14 protein-coding genes are annotated in these 15,134 nt (G+C 69.3%); 8 read left to right on the top strand and 6 right to left on the bottom strand.

Annotation, left to right across the window (positions count from 1 at the left end):
* Positions 1 to 10 precede the first annotated feature (10 nt).
* Positions 11 to 724 carry an alpha/beta fold hydrolase gene (locus D7I44_RS03255; RefSeq protein WP_120788171.1) on the top strand — a complete coding sequence of 238 codons (714 nt, stop codon included), beginning with the start codon at positions 11 to 13 and terminating at the stop codon, positions 722 to 724.
* Between the two features lie 145 nt (positions 725 to 869).
* On the top strand, positions 870 to 4,436 hold the full coding sequence (gene mfd / locus D7I44_RS03250; RefSeq protein ID WP_120788170.1) for a transcription-repair coupling factor: 3,567 nt from the start codon (positions 870 to 872) through the stop codon (positions 4,434 to 4,436).
* Positions 4,437 to 4,444: 8 nt separating this feature from the next.
* Here the strand turns inward: mfd and D7I44_RS03245 are convergent, their stop codons facing one another.
* A complete protein-coding gene (locus tag D7I44_RS03245; protein ID WP_120788169.1) occupies positions 4,445 to 5,011 on the bottom strand; it encodes a TetR/AcrR family transcriptional regulator in 567 nt (188 codons plus the stop codon).
* Between the two features lie 62 nt (positions 5,012 to 5,073).
* Here D7I44_RS03245 and D7I44_RS03240 point away from each other — a divergent pair, with 62 nt between their 5' ends.
* Positions 5,074 to 5,790: an MBL fold metallo-hydrolase gene (locus D7I44_RS03240; RefSeq protein ID WP_120788168.1), complete on the top strand. Its 717-nt coding sequence runs from the start codon at positions 5,074 to 5,076 to the stop codon at positions 5,788 to 5,790.
* A gap of 92 nt (positions 5,791 to 5,882) precedes the next feature.
* On the opposite strand, the gene D7I44_RS03235 is transcribed toward D7I44_RS03240, so the two are convergent.
* The 4 genes from D7I44_RS03235 to D7I44_RS03220 form a co-directional block, all read right to left on the bottom strand.
* Positions 5,883 to 6,473 carry a VIT1/CCC1 transporter family protein gene (locus tag D7I44_RS03235; RefSeq protein ID WP_120788167.1) on the bottom strand — a complete coding sequence of 197 codons (591 nt, stop codon included), beginning with the start codon at positions 6,471 to 6,473 and terminating at the stop codon, positions 5,883 to 5,885.
* Positions 6,474 to 6,566: 93 nt separating this feature from the next.
* Positions 6,567 to 7,301 carry an FAD:protein FMN transferase gene (locus D7I44_RS03230; RefSeq protein ID WP_220093823.1) on the bottom strand — a complete coding sequence of 245 codons (735 nt, stop codon included), beginning with the start codon at positions 7,299 to 7,301 and terminating at the stop codon, positions 6,567 to 6,569.
* Positions 7,298 to 7,726 carry an FMN-binding protein gene (locus tag D7I44_RS03225; RefSeq protein WP_120788166.1) on the bottom strand — a complete coding sequence of 143 codons (429 nt, stop codon included), beginning with the start codon at positions 7,724 to 7,726 and terminating at the stop codon, positions 7,298 to 7,300. The genes D7I44_RS03230 and D7I44_RS03225 overlap by 4 nt, the downstream gene beginning before the upstream one ends.
* Complete coding sequence (locus D7I44_RS03220) at positions 7,723 to 9,015, bottom strand: ferredoxin reductase family protein (RefSeq protein ID WP_120788165.1); 1,293 nt, start codon at positions 9,013 to 9,015, stop codon at positions 7,723 to 7,725. Before D7I44_RS03220 ends, D7I44_RS03225 begins: the two co-directional genes overlap by 4 nt.
* A gap of 99 nt (positions 9,016 to 9,114) precedes the next feature.
* Here D7I44_RS03220 and D7I44_RS03215 point away from each other — a divergent pair, with 99 nt between their 5' ends.
* Positions 9,115 to 9,744, top strand: coding sequence for a nucleoside triphosphate pyrophosphohydrolase (locus tag D7I44_RS03215; protein WP_120788164.1), 630 nt, complete (start codon positions 9,115 to 9,117; stop codon positions 9,742 to 9,744).
* Between the two features lie 121 nt (positions 9,745 to 9,865).
* Here the strand turns inward: D7I44_RS03215 and D7I44_RS03210 are convergent, their stop codons facing one another.
* Complete coding sequence (locus tag D7I44_RS03210) at positions 9,866 to 11,314, bottom strand: MDR family MFS transporter (protein ID WP_120788163.1); 1,449 nt, start codon at positions 11,312 to 11,314, stop codon at positions 9,866 to 9,868.
* A 57-nt stretch (positions 11,315 to 11,371) separates the two neighbouring features.
* Between D7I44_RS03210 and hisS the strand changes: the two genes are divergently transcribed.
* The 4 genes from hisS to D7I44_RS03190 all read left to right on the top strand — a co-directional run bounded on the left by hisS (position 11,372) and on the right by D7I44_RS03190 (position 15,119).
* The gene (hisS, locus tag D7I44_RS03205; protein ID WP_120788162.1) at positions 11,372 to 12,649 is read left to right on the top strand and encodes a histidine--tRNA ligase; all 1,278 of its coding nucleotides are present in this window, start codon (positions 11,372 to 11,374) and stop codon (positions 12,647 to 12,649) included.
* Positions 12,650 to 12,792: 143 nt separating this feature from the next.
* Positions 12,793 to 14,073, top strand: coding sequence for a phosphopyruvate hydratase (eno, locus tag D7I44_RS03200; RefSeq protein WP_120788161.1), 1,281 nt, complete (start codon positions 12,793 to 12,795; stop codon positions 14,071 to 14,073).
* A 77-nt stretch (positions 14,074 to 14,150) separates the two neighbouring features.
* Positions 14,151 to 14,591 carry an FtsB family cell division protein gene (locus D7I44_RS03195; RefSeq protein WP_120788160.1) on the top strand — a complete coding sequence of 147 codons (441 nt, stop codon included), beginning with the start codon at positions 14,151 to 14,153 and terminating at the stop codon, positions 14,589 to 14,591.
* Positions 14,592 to 14,603: 12 nt separating this feature from the next.
* Entirely contained in the window at positions 14,604 to 15,119 is a 516-nt protein-coding gene (locus D7I44_RS03190; protein WP_120788159.1) for a DUF501 domain-containing protein, read from the top strand.
* Positions 15,120 to 15,134 lie beyond the last annotated feature (15 nt).

Genomic DNA, 15,134 nt, shown 5'->3' with positions numbered 1-15,134 from the left:
CTGTCCGAACATGCGACTGTTCACGCGCGAATGGGGGAGCGGCGACCGGGTCGCGGTGCTCGTGCACGGCGTGATGAGCAGCTCGCGCAACTGGCGGATGCTGGGCCCCGAGCTGGCCTCGCGCGGATACCGGGTCGTGGCCGCCGACCTGCCGGGCCACGGGCAGAGCCCGCGAGCCGAGCACTACGACGCCGAGCTGCTCATCGAGAGCCTGCTCGAGAGCGTGCCGCCCGGCCCCGAGCTCGCCATCGGCCACTCGCTCGGCGGGTTTACCCTGAGCCGTGCCGTCGAGAGGCTGCAGCCCGCCCGTGCGGTCTACGTCGACCCGGCGTTCTCGGCGCCGCGGCTGTCGCTCGTGGTGCGGGCGCTGGCGTGGCCGGCATCCGCTCGCCTGCTGCGGTCGACGCCCGAGAAGATCGCCAAGACGAACCCGCGGTGGGCCGTCGAGGACACCGTGATCGAGTCCGAGGACTTCCACGCGTTCGACCCGCGTTTCCGCGCGTTCCTGCTGAGGCGCGACATCGCCGACGTGCTGGTCGGCCCCGAGCATCCGGTCGTGCCCTCGCTGCTCGTGCTCGCCGACGCGTCGAAGCTCGTCGACGAGGCGCTCGCGGCGCGCCTCACCGGAGCGGGATTCGTCGTCCGCGTTGTACCCGGCGCGACGCATACGGTCAACCGTGACGATCCGAGCGCCTTCGTCGACGCCCTCGACGGCTGGATCTGAGCTCGCGGCTGGTGGACGAGGCCCTCATCCGCGCGAAACGATCAACGCCGCGCGCTGTGGCACGCGGAATCACGCGGCGATGACCGTACCGCGCGGACGGCCGGCGCCTCGTTCCGGTGTCGGCGCGCTTCCGTAGACTTGACGCGTGGTACTCGAGGGATTGATCGAGGCGCTTTCGCGCGCCCAGAAGTTCGACGACGCCCTTGCGTACGCGTCTCGTGAGGCCGATTTCCAGGCCACCGACGGGCTCCGGGTGCCGCTGCTCGCGGGGCTGCTCGCCAAGCGGCCAGCAGACCGGCAGGCGCTGCTCGTGGTCACCGCGACCGGGCGCGACTCCGAGGCGCTGCGGCAGGCGCTGCCGAGCTTCGCCCCTGAGGCCGAGATCGTCGAGTTCCCCGCGTGGGAGACGCTGCCCCACGAGCGGCTCAGCCCCTCCGCCGAGATCGTCGGGAAGCGACTCATGGCGCTGCGGCGGCTGAAGGAGTGGCAGGCGCAGAAGCCTGAGGGCAGGCATCCGCTCGTCGTCGTCGCCAGCGTGCGCGCCGCACTGCAGCCGATCGCCGATAACCTGACCGAGATCGATCCCATCGAGCTCGAGGTCGGTCACCGCGGCTACGACCTCGACCGCATCGCGCAGACGCTCGTCGACCTCGCCTACGCCCGCGTCGACATGGTGACGCGGCGCGGCGAGTTCGCGGTGCGCGGCGGAATCCTCGACGTGTTCTCAGCCGTAGCCGAGCACCCGTACCGCATCGACTTCTTCGGTGACGAGGTCGACCAGATCCGGTGGTTCTCCGTGGCCGACCAGCGCTCGATCCCCGAGCCGGTTCACACCGCGAGCCTGCCGCCGAGCCGCGAGCTGCTGCTCTCCGAGTCCGTGCGCCAGCGCGCCCGCGAGATGCAGCACGAGTTCCCGAGCCTGTCGGGGCTGCTCGAGCGGGTCGGCCAGGGCATCCCGGTCGAAGGCATGGAGTCGCTCGCGCCGGCGCTCGTCGACCGGCTCGTCCCCCTCACCTCGTATCTGCCCGATGGGGCCGCGGTGGCGATCATCGCCCCTGAGCGCGTCGCGAGCCGGGCTGTCAGCCTCGCCGAGACGAACCGCGAGTTCCTTGCCGCCGCCTGGAGCGCGGCGACCGTCGGCGCCGCAGCGCCGATCGACCTCGACGCGGGCGACTTCCTCACCCTCGAGGCGCTCAGGGCGAGCGTGCCCGGCGACCCGTGGTGGACCATCTCGACCTTCGACGCGGGCGACGCCGGCGGTGCGGTGCGGGTGGCAGGCAATGCGGTGCCCAGCTTCCAGGGCAACGTCATGGGCGCGCTCGAGCACGTCGGCGAGCTGCTGGAGCGCGGCTGGCGGGTCGTCATCGCGGCGGCCGGGCAGGGCCTGGTCGGCCGTGCGGCCGACGTGCTCGGTGAGGCGGGCCTGGCCGCGCGCGTCGTCGACGATTACCCGGCGGATGCCGAGGCCGGCGTCGCCTATCTGGTGAAGGCCGCCGTCGAGAACGGCTTTGAACTGCCGGACGACAAGCTCGCGCTCATCGGCGAGACCGAGTTCTACGGTCGCACGATCGGCTATGACTCCCGCCAGGTGAAGAAGCTCGGCAGCCGCCGCAAGAACGTCGTCGACCCGCTGCAGCTCAAGGCCGGCGACATCGTCGTGCATCAGACCCACGGCATCGGCAAGTTCGTCGAGCTCGTGCAGCGCGAGGTGTCGTCTGGCGGTCGCAACGCGGTGAAGACGAAGCGCGAATACCTCGTGCTCGAATACGCGCCCTCGAAGCGCGGCGGCCCGCGCGACAAGCTCTACGTGCCCACCGACCAGCTCGACCTGCTCACCCGCTACGTCGGCGGTGAGGAGCCGGCGCTGTCGAAGATGGGCGGCAGCGACTGGGCGGCGGCCAAGTCGAAGGCTCGCCGGGCGGTGCGCGACATCGCCGTCGAGCTCGTCAAGCTGTACTCGGCTCGCATGGCGGCCAAGGGCTTCGCCTTCCCACCGGACACGCCCTGGCAGCAGGAGCTGGAGGACGCGTTCCCGTTCGCTGAGACCCCCGACCAGCTGCAGACCATCGACGAGGTCAAGGCCGACATGGAGCGGCCGATCCCGATGGACCGCCTGATCTCGGGCGACGTCGGCTTCGGCAAGACCGAGATCGCGGTGCGCGCCGCGTTCAAGGCGGTCCAGGGCGGCAAGCAGGTCGTCGTGCTCGTGCCGACGACGCTGCTCGTGAAGCAGCACTTCGAGACGTTCAGCGAGCGCTTCGCAGGCTTCCCGATCCACCTGCGCCAGCTCAGCCGGTTCCAGACAGACAAAGAGGCGAAGGAGGTGCTCGACGGCCTCGCCGACGGCACCGTCGACGTCGTCATCGGCACGCACCGCCTGCTCGCGCAGGGCGTGACCTACAAGGATGTCGGGCTGGTCGTCGTCGACGAAGAGCAGCGCTTCGGCGTCGAGCACAAGGACGCGCTGAAGAAGATCAAGACCAACGTCGACGTGCTCGCGATGAGCGCGACGCCGATTCCACGCACGCTCGAGATGGCCGTCACGGGCATCCGCGAGATGTCGACCCTCGCGACCGCGCCTGAGGACAGGCATCCGATTCTCACCTTCGTCGGCCCCTACAGCGACAAGCAGGTGTCGGCGGCGATCCGCCGAGAGATCCTGCGCGAGGGCCAGGTGTTCTTCGTGCACAACCGTGTCTCGTCGATCAACCGGGTCGCCTCACAGATCGCCGAGCTGGTGCCCGAGGCGCGCGTCGCGGTCGCACACGGCCAGCTTCCGGAGCACGTGCTCGAGCAGATCGTCGTCGACTTCTGGGAGCGGAAGTTCGACGTGCTCGTCTCGACCACGATCATCGAGACCGGTCTCGACATCGCGAACGCGAACACGATCATCATCGACCGCGCCGACAAGTACGGGCTCAGCCAGCTGCATCAGTTGCGCGGGCGCGTGGGCCGCGGTCGCGAGCGCGCCTACGCCTACTTCCTGTGGGACGAGAACAAGCCGCTCTCCGAGACCGCGCACGACCGGCTGTCGACGCTCGCCGCCAACAACGAGCTCGGCTCGGGCATGCAGATCGCGCTGAAAGACCTCGAGATCCGGGGGGCGGGCAACCTGCTCGGGGGCGAGCAGTCGGGGCACATCGCGGGCGTCGGATTCGACCTCTACCTGCGCATGATCGGGGAGGCCGTCGGGCAGTTCCGCGGCGACGTCGCCGAGGGGCAGACCGAGCTGCGGCTCGAACTGCCCGTCGACGCGCATATCCCCGAGGACTACGTCGACTCTGAGCGCCTGCGCCTCGAGGCCTACCAGAAGCTCTCGTCCGCGTCAGGCCCGAACGCCCGCGAGAACGCGATCGAGCTCGTCGTCGAGGAGCTCACCGACCGCTACGGCGAGCTGCCGGAGCCCGTCGAGAACCTCATCTCGGTGGCGCGCCTGCGCCGGCATGCTCAGCTGGCCGGGCTGTCGGAGGTCGTGACCATGGGCTCGAACCTGCGCATCGCGCCTGCCGACCTCGCCGACTCGATCCAGGTGAGGCTGCAGCGCCTGTACCCGGGCGCGAAGCACTTCCAGCAGCAGCGCGCGATCTCGGTGCCGATCAAGGTCGTCGACGGGCATCCGCTGCCCGACACCGAGCTGATCGCCTGGGTCGGCGACTTGCTGAAGGCGATCTTCCCGCTGCCCGAGAAGGCGCAGGAAGCGGCGACGGCGTAGCGTCCCCGCTACTCCGCCGCGACCGCGGCGATGACGCGGGTGAGGCCCCACTCGAACGCACGGTCGACGTCGCCGCCCAGCTGGAATTCGCCGGCGAGCTCCATGGTCAGGAATCCGTTCGCCCACGCCGTGACCGTGCGCGCGGCGTCGAGCGCGTGCTCGGCCCCGACCAGGCGCGTGGTCGCCTCGATGAGTGGAGCTGCCGAGCGGGCGTAAACGACCACGTCGGGTCGGGACTCGAGCGGCACGCCGCCGAAGATCAGTCGGAAGCCGGACGGGTTCTCGTGTGCGAAGCCGCGCAGCTCGCGTGCGAGATCGGCAAGCGCGGCCGCCGGGTCGGAGTCGACCAGGTTCCCAACCGACGCGAGGCGCTCTTCCAGCTCGTCGATCGTCGCCTCGACGACCAGCCGGATCAGCTCGTCGCGCCCCTTAACCCGCTTGTACAGGGATGGCGCACGCACCCCGACCTGTGTAGCCACCGCCTGCATGGTGAGCGATTCGAGACCCGTGGCGGCCACGATGCGGCGGCCGGCGGCGACGATCTCGGCTGAGCTGGTGCGTCCGGGCGCGGGCATTCTGGACTCCTTTTCACAAAGGCTATTGCCATTAGCCATGATGGCTATGTACCGTAGCCTTCATGGAGATCGTACCTGGCATCCACCGCATCGGAAACGATCTGATCGCGGTTCACTTCATCGTCACCGATGCGGGCGTGACCGTCGTCGACACCGGCCTCTCCGGGCACTATCGCGGGCTGAAGCGCGAGCTCACCGCGGCCGGGCTCTCGCTCGCCGACGTGCGCGGGGTCGTCCTCACCCACGGCGACGGCGACCACACGGGGTTCGCCGAGCGGATCCGCACTGAGGCGAACGCGCCCGTCTATGTGCACGAGGGCGACGTCGCGCGCGCGGCGGGGCTCGAGAAGACCTCGCCCGGCTGGGGCCACTGGCGCCTCGGCCCGATGGTGCAGTTCCTCGGCTATTCGATGGCGATGGGCGGATTCCGCACGCAGCCGCTCCGCGACGCCGTCGCGGTGCGCGACGGCGATCGCCCGTCGCTTCCCGGCGACCCGCAGATCGTCGCGCTTCCCGGGCACTCGCCGGGAAGCGTCGCCGTTTACTTCCCGGCGTTCCGCGCGGTGTTCGTCGGCGATGCGCTGACGACGCGCGACGTGCTGACGGCGGCCTCCGGCCCGCGCCCGTCGCCGTTCACCGACGAGCCGGCGGAGGCCGCGGCATCCCTCGAGCGCCTGCTCGATCTCGACATCGAGTTGGTCGTGCCTGGCCATGGCGCCCCGTGGCACGGCAGCGCCGCCGAGCTCGTGCGCAGATACCGCGCGTCCGCCGCCGCGTGACCCGCCCCGCTTTCGTGCGGCGACATTCGATGCCCGAATGGCGGGCGGATTCCCGCATCCTTTGTCGCCGGACGAGATGACGCGCGACGGCGCTAGCCGCTGATACTGGTGCCGAGCAGCGCGCCGATACCGAAGGTGATGCCGAGGGCGATCGCACCGCCGATCACGACCCGCACGGTCGCGCGGAACGGGGGAGCGTCACCGAATCGCGCCCCCAGCCAGCCGGTGAGGGCGAGCGCGAGAAGGACCGCGCCGAAGGTCACGGGCACGCGCGGCGGCACAGGGACGAGCACGGCGCACAGGAACGGCAGCAGTCCGCCGACGAGGAACGCAATGAGCGAGGCGAGGGCGGCGTGCACGGGGCTGACGTCGTCGTCGTCCGCGGCCTCGCCGCGGGCGATGCGCGCGCGCAGTGCGTCGCGCTGGGAACTCACAGAGACGTACTCGCCGAGCGCCATCGAGAGCGCACCGCCGATGAGGGCGGCGGTTCCGGCGAGGAGGATCGGGTGCACCGCGGAAGTGGCGCCCGCCACGCCGATGACGACCGCGGCGACGGAGACGATGCCGTCGTTCGCGCCGAGCACCCCGGCGCGCAGCCAGTTGAGCCGGGAGGCGAGACTCTCGGGCGCCGCCTGCTCTGGGGCGCCGAGCAGAGCGCGCAGGGGTGAGAGCACGTTCGTCATGGTTTCAATGGAACCACCGCATCGCGAGCTTCGCTAGCAAGGTGAGGCGAGCCTAAATCCCTGATCAGAGCGCGAGATTGAGCTAAGGCAAGCCTATCCTCGGGCCCACTTGACAGGGCCGCTCACCACCATCCGACCGGTGTCGTCGACGGCGATCACCGAGCTGCCGAACTCCTCGTGCGCCCACGCCGGCCCGTCGGCGCCCATCGCGAACGCAGCGGTTGCGAGCACATCCGCGACCGTCAGATCGGGGTCGAGGACAGTGATCGACGACCAGTGATGGGATGCCTCGCCCGTGCGCGCATCGACGATGTGGGCGCCCCGCTCATAGGTGCCGGACGTCGCCAGCGCGCCTTCGCCGAGCACGACGGTCCCGAGCAGTCGATCGGCGCGCCGCGGGTCACGGATCCCCACCTGCCACTGCTGCCCGTCGGCCGGCACGCCATGGGCGATCATGTCGCCTCCGGCGTTCAGACAGAAATCTGCCGCCCCGCCCGCGTCGAGAACGGCGGCGGCGCGCTGCGCCGCCCACCCCTTCACCACCCCGTTTGCGTCGAGCACGTTGCTGCGCCAGACCGAGAAGGCCCCTCCGCTCGCCCGTTCGAAGGCGCTGGCGAGCGCCAGAACTTCGTCCATGTCGGCGCTCGCCCCCTGGAGCGGCAGCTCGCCGCGGCCGATGCGCGAGAGCTCGCTGTCATCGCGGAAGGGGCTGAACCGCGCATCCGCCTCATCGAAGATCGCGAACGCACGCGTCACGATCTCATCGGGCGCCGCGGTGCGCAGGTCGAGCGACACGACGGTGCCCATGGTGCGGTGCGTGAGGTTCACGAGTGCGCGTCGATCGCGGACTGGACGCTCGCGAGGTAGCCCTCCGACGTGTAGGTCGCGCCGGAGATCGCATCGACGCGGGCGGATTGCGACGCGATCACCTCCTTCTCGAGCAACGGGGTGGAGTACTGCGTCAGCATCTCGTCGCGCCCACTGCCACTCGGTGCCTGCAGCACCTTCACTCCCGTGATCGTGGAGCCGTCGAAGCTCAGCGAGACCTGCACCGGACCGAAGCGCGTCTGCTCGGTCTTGCCGGTGACGACCGTGCCGCTCGTACTGCTGCTCGCGCTTCCGCCCGTCGGCGCAGACGTCGACGTGTTCGTGCTCGCCGCGCCGCCGCCCGTCAGCATCCGCCCTGCGACCGTCGCCGACAGCACGGCCATGATCATCGCGAACAGCGCAGTGCCCTGCCATCTCCGCGTCATGCGAAGCTCAACTCCTCGAACTGCACGCGACGCACTCTGAGGGCGCGCAGGCTGTCGGCGGTCTTGTCGATCATCGCGGGAGGCCCGCAGACGAACGCCTCCCGCTGCGCGGCATCCGGCACGTAATAGCCGAGCGACTCCGCGTCGAGCGGGTCGAAGCCGAGTTCGTCGCGCCGGCCGATCAGGGGGATCACACGGATGCTCGGAAGGCCCGCGAACTCGGCGTGGAACGCGAGCTCATCCGCCCGGCTCGCACGGTAGATCACGACGACAGAACGGCCCATGCGGGCGAACTGCTCGGCGAGCCCGCGGATCGGCCCGATCCCCGCGCCGCCGGCCACGAGCAGCACGGACCCCGTGCGCCGTCGGCCCACGAAGCCGCCGAACGGCCCCTCGAGCAGCACCTTCGTGCCGGGCCGCAAATCGCGCAGCCGGCCCGAGTGGTCGCCGAGATCGGCGACCGTGATGCGCACGAGACCATCGGCCGGCACGTTCGAGATCGAGTACGGATGCGCCGACAGCAGGTGCCCGCGCTCGAGGAACCGGAACAGCATGAACTGACCGGGCCGCACCGCGAGCAGCTCGGGCCGGCGCGATCTGATCCAGACGCTGGTCAGCCGCGCCGACTCGGGAACCACCGAGACGACCTCGAAGCGGTGCTCGGCGAAGCGCATCAGCGGGGTCGCGACGCGCCAGTAGAAGATGCAGGCAGCCGTCGTGATGTACATCGCGATCCAGATGCCGCGTGCGAACGGATGCCCCACGAACACCGGACCCGCGCTGATCTGGTGCAGGAAGGTGAGGAAGATCGCGACGTACGTGGTCACGTGCGTCCAGTACCAGACCTCGTACGGCAGCAGCCTTCGCAGCGCCTGCGCACTGAGCAGGCCCGCGAGCAGGACGACCGCCGTGCCGATCGTCGCCGTGAGCATGTCGGGGTACAGACTGAACAGCCCGAGATAAGCGCCGATGGGGCCGTGCCCGCTTGCGATCCACTGGCTCAGCGTCATGAAGCCGACGTGTGCGAGCACGAGGAACAGCGTCGCCGTGCCGACCACCTTGTGCCACCCGATGAGACGGTCGAGGCCGATCAGACGCTCGAGCCAGGGGACCCGGGCGATCAGCAGCAGCTGGATGCAGACGAGGTACGAGCCGATCATGCCGGCGAGCTCGGCAACGGCGGTCGTGAGAGCAGAGCCGGACCCGGTCACTACCGCCGTCGGCCACCACAGCCCGACGACGGCCGCGCCCCCGGCGACCGCCAGAAGAGCCACCACACCTCGTCTCATGAAGAGAAGTTACGGGCGACGCGTCAAAGATTCTTATGAGAAGCGGCGGTGGCCGATAACCGTCGCGTCGATGCGCGGCCTCCGGGCAATACTGACAGCATGACCGCAAGCGAGCTCGACGCCTTCGCCGCCGCCATGTCCGAGGTGCTCGACACGTGTGTCTGGAGCCAGCGCGAGACCCATGCGAGCCTCGTGCCGTACCTCATCGAGGAGAGCTACGAGCTGGTCGAGGCGATCGAGGCCGGCACGCGCGACGATCTGCTCGAAGAGCTAGGCGACGTGCTGTGGCAGATCGTCTTCCACGCCGAGATCGCGCGCCGCACGCCCTCTGAGGGCTTCGACGTGCAGGAGGTCGCGGCGAACGTGCGGGCGAAGATGATCCGCCGGCATCCGCACGTCTTCGCAGGTGAAGTGGCCGAGACGCCCGAAGACGTGGTGCGTCTCTGGACGGCCGCCAAGAAGGCGGAGAAACACGAGCGGAAGAGTGTGCTCGACGGCATCCCCCGCTCGCTGCCTGCGCTCGCGCTGGCCGACAAGACAATCGGCCGCGCGGCATCGGTCGGGGTGGCGACGGATGCCGCACCGGCCTCCTTCACGAGCGAAGACGAGCTGGGCGAGCAGCTCCTCGCCATCGTCGCCGCGGCGCGCGCCCAGGGCCTCGACGCCGAGCGCGCGCTGCGCGCCCGGGTGCGTGCGCTCTCGGACGCGGTGCGCGCCGCCGAGTTCTGACCCGGGCCGACCACCCCGCGTCGTTCCGTTCCGTTCCACCGCAGCGTGGTCGCAAATGGCCCGCCTTTCGCTGAAAAGCGAGCCATTTGCGACCACTGAATGGACCGAACGCGACCAAGCGCTAGGCGGTGACCGCGGCCCCTGTGTCGGTCTGCTCGATCTCGCGGCGCCGGTGACCCGGCAGGAACAGCACCGACACGAGCAGTACGAGCGCGACCACGAAGATCGCCGTGTACACGAGGTGCATGGCGTTCGCGAGCCCCGGACCCTCGGGCACGCCGGCGGCCGTCAGCGTTACCCGCGAATTCACGACCGCGCCGAAGATGGCGACGCCGATCGCCGAGCCCATCGAGCGCGCGAACATGTTCGTCCCGGTGACGGCTCCGCGCTCGTGGTACTCCGCAGAGGACTGCGCCGCGATCAGCGAAGGCACGGCGGTGAATCCCATGCCGCAGCCGATGATGAAGCAGAACAGCGCCACCAGCCAGATCGACGAGTGCTCGCGCAGCATCAGCGTCAGCCCGGCACCGAGGACGACGAGCAGCGACCCGATCACCGAGGTCACGCGGAATCCCCAGCGCAGATACAGCCGCCCCGCCTGCGAGGCGGCGGCCGGCCAGCCGATCGTCAGCGCCGCGAGCGCGAGACCCGCGATCAGCGCGCCGAAGCCGAGCACGTTCTGCGCGTAGATCGGGACGTACGTCGACAGCCCCAGCACGACCACGCCGATCATCAGCGAAGCGACGGTCGAGGCGGCGACGACCCGGCGCTTGAGGAGAGCGAGCGAGAAGATCGGATGCTTCACCCGCAGCTCGACGTACACGAAGGCCGCGATCAGCGCGGCCGCCAGCACGAAGATTCCGACGCCGAGCGCCGAGCCCCATGCCCATGCCTGGCCGCCCTCGAGCAGTCCGAGCAGCAGCAGGGTGGTGCCGCCGGCGAGCAGCACCGCGCCCAAGTAGTCGATCGGCTCGCGCTCTGCCGAGGCGCGCTTCTCGTGGTACGAACGCCACAGCATGAACACCGCGACGGCGCCGAGGGGGATGTTGATCCAGAAGATCCAGCGCCAGATGCCGAGCTGCGCGAACACGCCGCCGAGCGTCGGCCCGACGACCGAGGCGATCGCCCACACCGACGCGAGGTAGCCCTGCACCTTCGCGCGCTCTTCGAGCGTGTACAGATCAGCCGTGATCGTCATCGACACGGGCAGCACGGCCCCGGCTCCGAGGCCCTGGATCACGCGGGCGCCGATCAACACCGGCATCGACCAGGCAGCGCCACAGAGGATCGAGCCGAGCAGGAAGAGCGCGATGCCGAACAGCAGGGTGTTCTTGCGGCCGACGACATCGGCGAGCCGGCCGTAGATCGGGACGACGACGGCCTGCGCGAGCAGGTAGACCGAGAACAGCCAGGGCAGCTGCTGGAAGTGCCCGAGATCCTTCGCGATCGACGTCGACGCGGTGGCGATGATCGTGGAGTCGAGGGCGACGAGACCCGTGGCGAGCATTTGGGAGAGAAGCACAGGCCCGCGCTCAGAGCGCAGCCCGACCCCGGACGATCGTTCAGGCATGTGAACTACAAGTCATCGGCGCTCCTGGCGTATTCCCAGCAATGAGAGGATTGCCTCATGGCCCAAGACGTGAATCCGCCTCGTGGCATGCGCGACTTCCTCCCGTACGAGAAGGCGAAGCGCGAACGGCTCCTCTCCATCATCCGTGCGCAGTACGCGGCGCGCGGCTTCGAGGAGATCGAGACGCCGGTCGTCGAGGACTCGACCCGCCTGCACTCGGGCCTCGGCGGCGACAACGAGAAGCTCGCCTTCGGGATCCTCAAACGCGGCCTCGACTCCGACGACGTGACGCGGGCTGCGGCATCCGGCGATCTCACCGCCCTCACAGACCTCGGGCTGCGCTTCGACCTGACCGTGCCGCTCGCCCGCTTCTACGCGACCAATCGGGCCAAACTGCCCGGCGTCTTCAAGTCGATCCAGATCGCACCGGTCTGGCGGGCGGAGCGCCCGCAGAAGGGCCGCTATCGCCAGTTCGTGCAGTGCGACATCGACATCATCGGAGAGGCCGGGATCCTCGCGGAGGTCGAGCTGATCACCGCGACCGCAGCGACGCTCACCGCGCTGGGACTGGCCGGCTGCCGCATCCGCATCAATCACCGCGCGATCTTGAAGCACCTGATCGCGTCATGGAAGATCGCGTCGAAGCAGAGCGACCGCGCGCTCATCACGATCGACAAAGAGGACAAGATCGGCGTCGACGGGGTGGTCGCCGAGCTCCTGGCGCTCGAGCTCCTGGAGCCGGAGCTCGCCGACCAGGCGCGTGCTGACCTCGCGGAGCTGGACGACGACGGCTGGAACCTCACGGGCGAGAACGCGCCGGCGTGGCTCGACCCCGACGCGTATGCGCAGCTGCTCGAGATCCGCGACGCGGTGAAGGCGGCGGCGCCCGATGTGCCGCTGATCTTCTCGCACAACCTGGTGCGCGGCATGGGCTACTACACGGGTGCGATCTTCGAGATCCAGCACCCCGAGTTCAGCTCGTCGCTCGGTGGCGGCGGGCGCTACGACGGCATGATCGGGCGATTCGCGGGCACGGATGCCCCGGCCGCCGGTTTCTCGATCGGATTCGAGCGCATCGTCGACCTCCTTCCCGACGACGAGACCTCCGCCCTCGACGCCGTCGTGCTGCTGCACGACAGAGATGTGCCGCCTGCCACGCTGATCGCGCTGCAGACGGCGCTCGTCGGCGAGGGCAAGCGGGTGCGGCTCGAGAAGCGCACGAAGAATGTGAAGGCCCTGCTCGCGCGCGCCGCCGAGTCGGGCTACGGCTCGGTCGCGAACGTGAGCGCGCAGACCTCATCGGTCGGCGACCTCGAATTCCGGCCGTTGGCGTGACCGGATGCGCACACGAGCGGCAATCGTCGATGACCGCCAGGGGAATTGGCGCGAAACAAGCGATTTCCGGCCAGATTTCCGCTTTTCTGCGGCGCACTGCTCGTCAGTAGAGTGAGACCGACCACCAGCAGAAGGAGAACACTGTGGCTGCTATCGAGGCCGTTGGCGCTCGCGAGATCCTGGATTCCCGCGGCAACCCGACCGTCGAGGTCGAGGTGCTGCTCGACGACGGGACCGTGTCCCGCGCCGCTGTTCCGTCCGGTGCCTCCACCGGCGCGTTCGAGGCGTACGAGCTGCGCGACGGCGACAAGAGCCGCTACCTCGGCAAGGGCGTGACCAAGGCCGTCGACGCCGTGCTCGACGTGCTCGGCCCGGCCATCGAGGGCATCGAGGCCACCGAGCAGCGCGCCATCGACGCGACCCTGATCGAGGCCGACGGCAGCGACAACAAGGCGAACCTCGGCGCGAACGCGATCCTCGGCGTCTCGCTCGCCGTCGCGCGCGCTGCGGCCGACTCGGTCGACCTGCCGCTGTACCAGTACGTCGGCGGCCCGAACGCGCACGTCCTTCCCGTGCCGCTGTTCAACGTCATCAACGGCGGCGAGCACGCCGACAACGGCATCGACTTCCAGGAGTACTTCCTCGCGCCGATCGGCGCCGAGACCTTCGCAGAGGCGCTGCGCTGGGGAGCTGAGACCTATCACGTCCTCAAGGGCGAGCTGAAGGCGGCCGGCTTCGCGACCGGTCTCGGCGACGAGGGCGGCTTCGCCCCTGACCTGCCCAGCAATCGCGAGGGCCTCGACTTCCTCATCAAGGCGATCGAGAAGGCCGGCTTCACGCCGGGCTTCGACATCGCGGTCGGCCTCGACGTCGCCGCGACCGAGTTCTTCACTGACGGCGTCTACCGCGTCGAGGGCAAGGACTGGTCGGCCGAGCAGCTCATCGGCTACTTCGAGGGACTTGTGAACGACTTCCCGATCGTCACCATCGAGGACGCGCTCGCCGAGGACGACTGGGACAACTGGAAGGCCTTCACCGACGCGCTCGGCAGCAAGGTCCAACTCGTCGGCGACGACCTGTTCGTCACCAACCCCACCCGCCTCGCCAAGGGCATCGACCTGGGCGTCGCGAACTCGCTGCTCGTCAAGGTGAACCAGATCGGCACGCTGACCGAGACGCTCGACGCCGTCGAGCTCGCGCACCGCGCCGGCTACACGACGATGTTCTCGCACCGCTCTGGCGAGACCGAGGACACCACGATCGCCGATCTCGTCGTCGCCGTGAACTCCGGGCAGATCAAGAGCGGCGCCCCGGCCCGCAGCGAGCGTGTGGCCAAGTACAACCAGCTGCTGCGCATCGAGGAGGAGCTCGGCGACGCCGCGACCTTCGCCGGCAAGCGCGCCTTCCCCCGTTTCGGGAAGTAGAGAACACAGCGAACAAACAGAAGGCGCGCCGTCCCACTGGGGCGGCGCGCTTCTGGGTCTCGCCTACGCTCGGCATCATGTCGACCCCCCGTCCCGCCGCCGTGAACACGCGGGGCTGGTTGCGTGGCATCCGATTCTCCTGGTTCACGGTCGTCATGTTCGGCGTGATCGTGCTCGCGGTGCTGGTGCTCGCGCCGACGATCCGCATGTACACGCAGCAGCAGCAGCAGATCTCGAAGCTGCAGGCGTCGAACGATGAGCAGAAGGCCCGCATCGGCAAGCTCGACACCCAGATCAAGGACTGGGACGACCCCGACTACATCAAGGCGCAGGCACGCGACCGCCTGCTCTATGTGATGCCGGGGGAGACCAGCTACCTGATCATCGACGATCTGCCGCCTGCGCCCGCCTCCGCGCCGAAGAAGGTCAGCACCAAGGTGCAGCAGCAGGGCGGCGACTGGTCGTCGACCCTACTGCGCTCGATGCTCGAGCAGCCGGACAAGTCCGCCGATCACTGAGAGAATGGTCGGGTGACCACCCCTCCGTTCGAGCCGGCCGGCGACCGCGACATCGCCGTCGTCTCCGCACAGCTCGGGCGGCCGGCCCGCGGCGTGCTCGGCATCGCCGCGCGCTGCGTCTGCGGCAACCCGACGGTCGTCGCGACCGCGCCGCGGCTGCCCGGAGTGGGCTCGCCGTTCCCCACGCTGTACTACCTGAGCCATCCCGCGGCAACCGCCGCCATGTCGCGGCTGGAGGCCGACCATGTGATGGTCGAACTGCAGGATCTGCTGGCGACGGATGCCGGAGTGCAGGCCGCCTATCAGAGCGCTCATGAGGCATACCTCGCAGACCGCGAGTCGATCGAGGTCGTCGAGGAGATCCGCGGCTTCTCCGCCGGGGGGATGCCGGCCCGCGTGAAGTGCCTGCATGCTCTCTCAGCGCATGCTCTCGCGGCCGGTCCCGGGGTCAATCCGATCGGCGATCTCGCCCTGGAACGTGGGAGTTGGTCGCCTGATGTCTGCGAATGCGCCGATTACGGCCTCTGATTTCGCGCCTGTAGG

Source organism: Gryllotalpicola protaetiae (assembly GCF_003627055.1).
GTDB classification, from domain to species: Bacteria; Actinomycetota; Actinomycetes; order Actinomycetales; family Microbacteriaceae; genus Gryllotalpicola; species Gryllotalpicola protaetiae.
This window is presented reverse-complemented; position numbering and strand designations above follow the sequence as displayed.

Bases quoted from the DNA above. Each gene is read 5' to 3' on its own strand.
- D7I44_RS03255 (WP_120788171.1), top strand. From the start codon at position 11: ATGCGACTGTTCACGCGCGAATGGGGGAGCGGCGACCGGGTCGCGGTG.
- D7I44_RS03245 (WP_120788169.1), bottom strand. From the start codon at position 5,011: ATGCCCGCGCCCGGACGCACCAGCTCAGCCGAGATCGTCGCCGCCGGC.
- D7I44_RS03240 (WP_120788168.1), top strand. From the start codon at position 5,074: ATGGAGATCGTACCTGGCATCCACCGCATCGGAAACGATCTGATCGCG.
- D7I44_RS03235 (WP_120788167.1), bottom strand. From the start codon at position 6,473: ATGACGAACGTGCTCTCACCCCTGCGCGCTCTGCTCGGCGCCCCAGAG.
- D7I44_RS03225 (WP_120788166.1), bottom strand. From the start codon at position 7,726: ATGACGCGGAGATGGCAGGGCACTGCGCTGTTCGCGATGATCATGGCC.
- D7I44_RS03220 (WP_120788165.1), bottom strand. From the start codon at position 9,015: ATGAGACGAGGTGTGGTGGCTCTTCTGGCGGTCGCCGGGGGCGCGGCC.
- D7I44_RS03215 (WP_120788164.1), top strand. From the start codon at position 9,115: ATGACCGCAAGCGAGCTCGACGCCTTCGCCGCCGCCATGTCCGAGGTG.
- D7I44_RS03210 (WP_120788163.1), bottom strand. From the start codon at position 11,314: ATGCCTGAACGATCGTCCGGGGTCGGGCTGCGCTCTGAGCGCGGGCCT.
- hisS (WP_120788162.1), top strand. From the start codon at position 11,372: ATGGCCCAAGACGTGAATCCGCCTCGTGGCATGCGCGACTTCCTCCCG.
- D7I44_RS03195 (WP_120788160.1), top strand. From the start codon at position 14,151: ATGTCGACCCCCCGTCCCGCCGCCGTGAACACGCGGGGCTGGTTGCGT.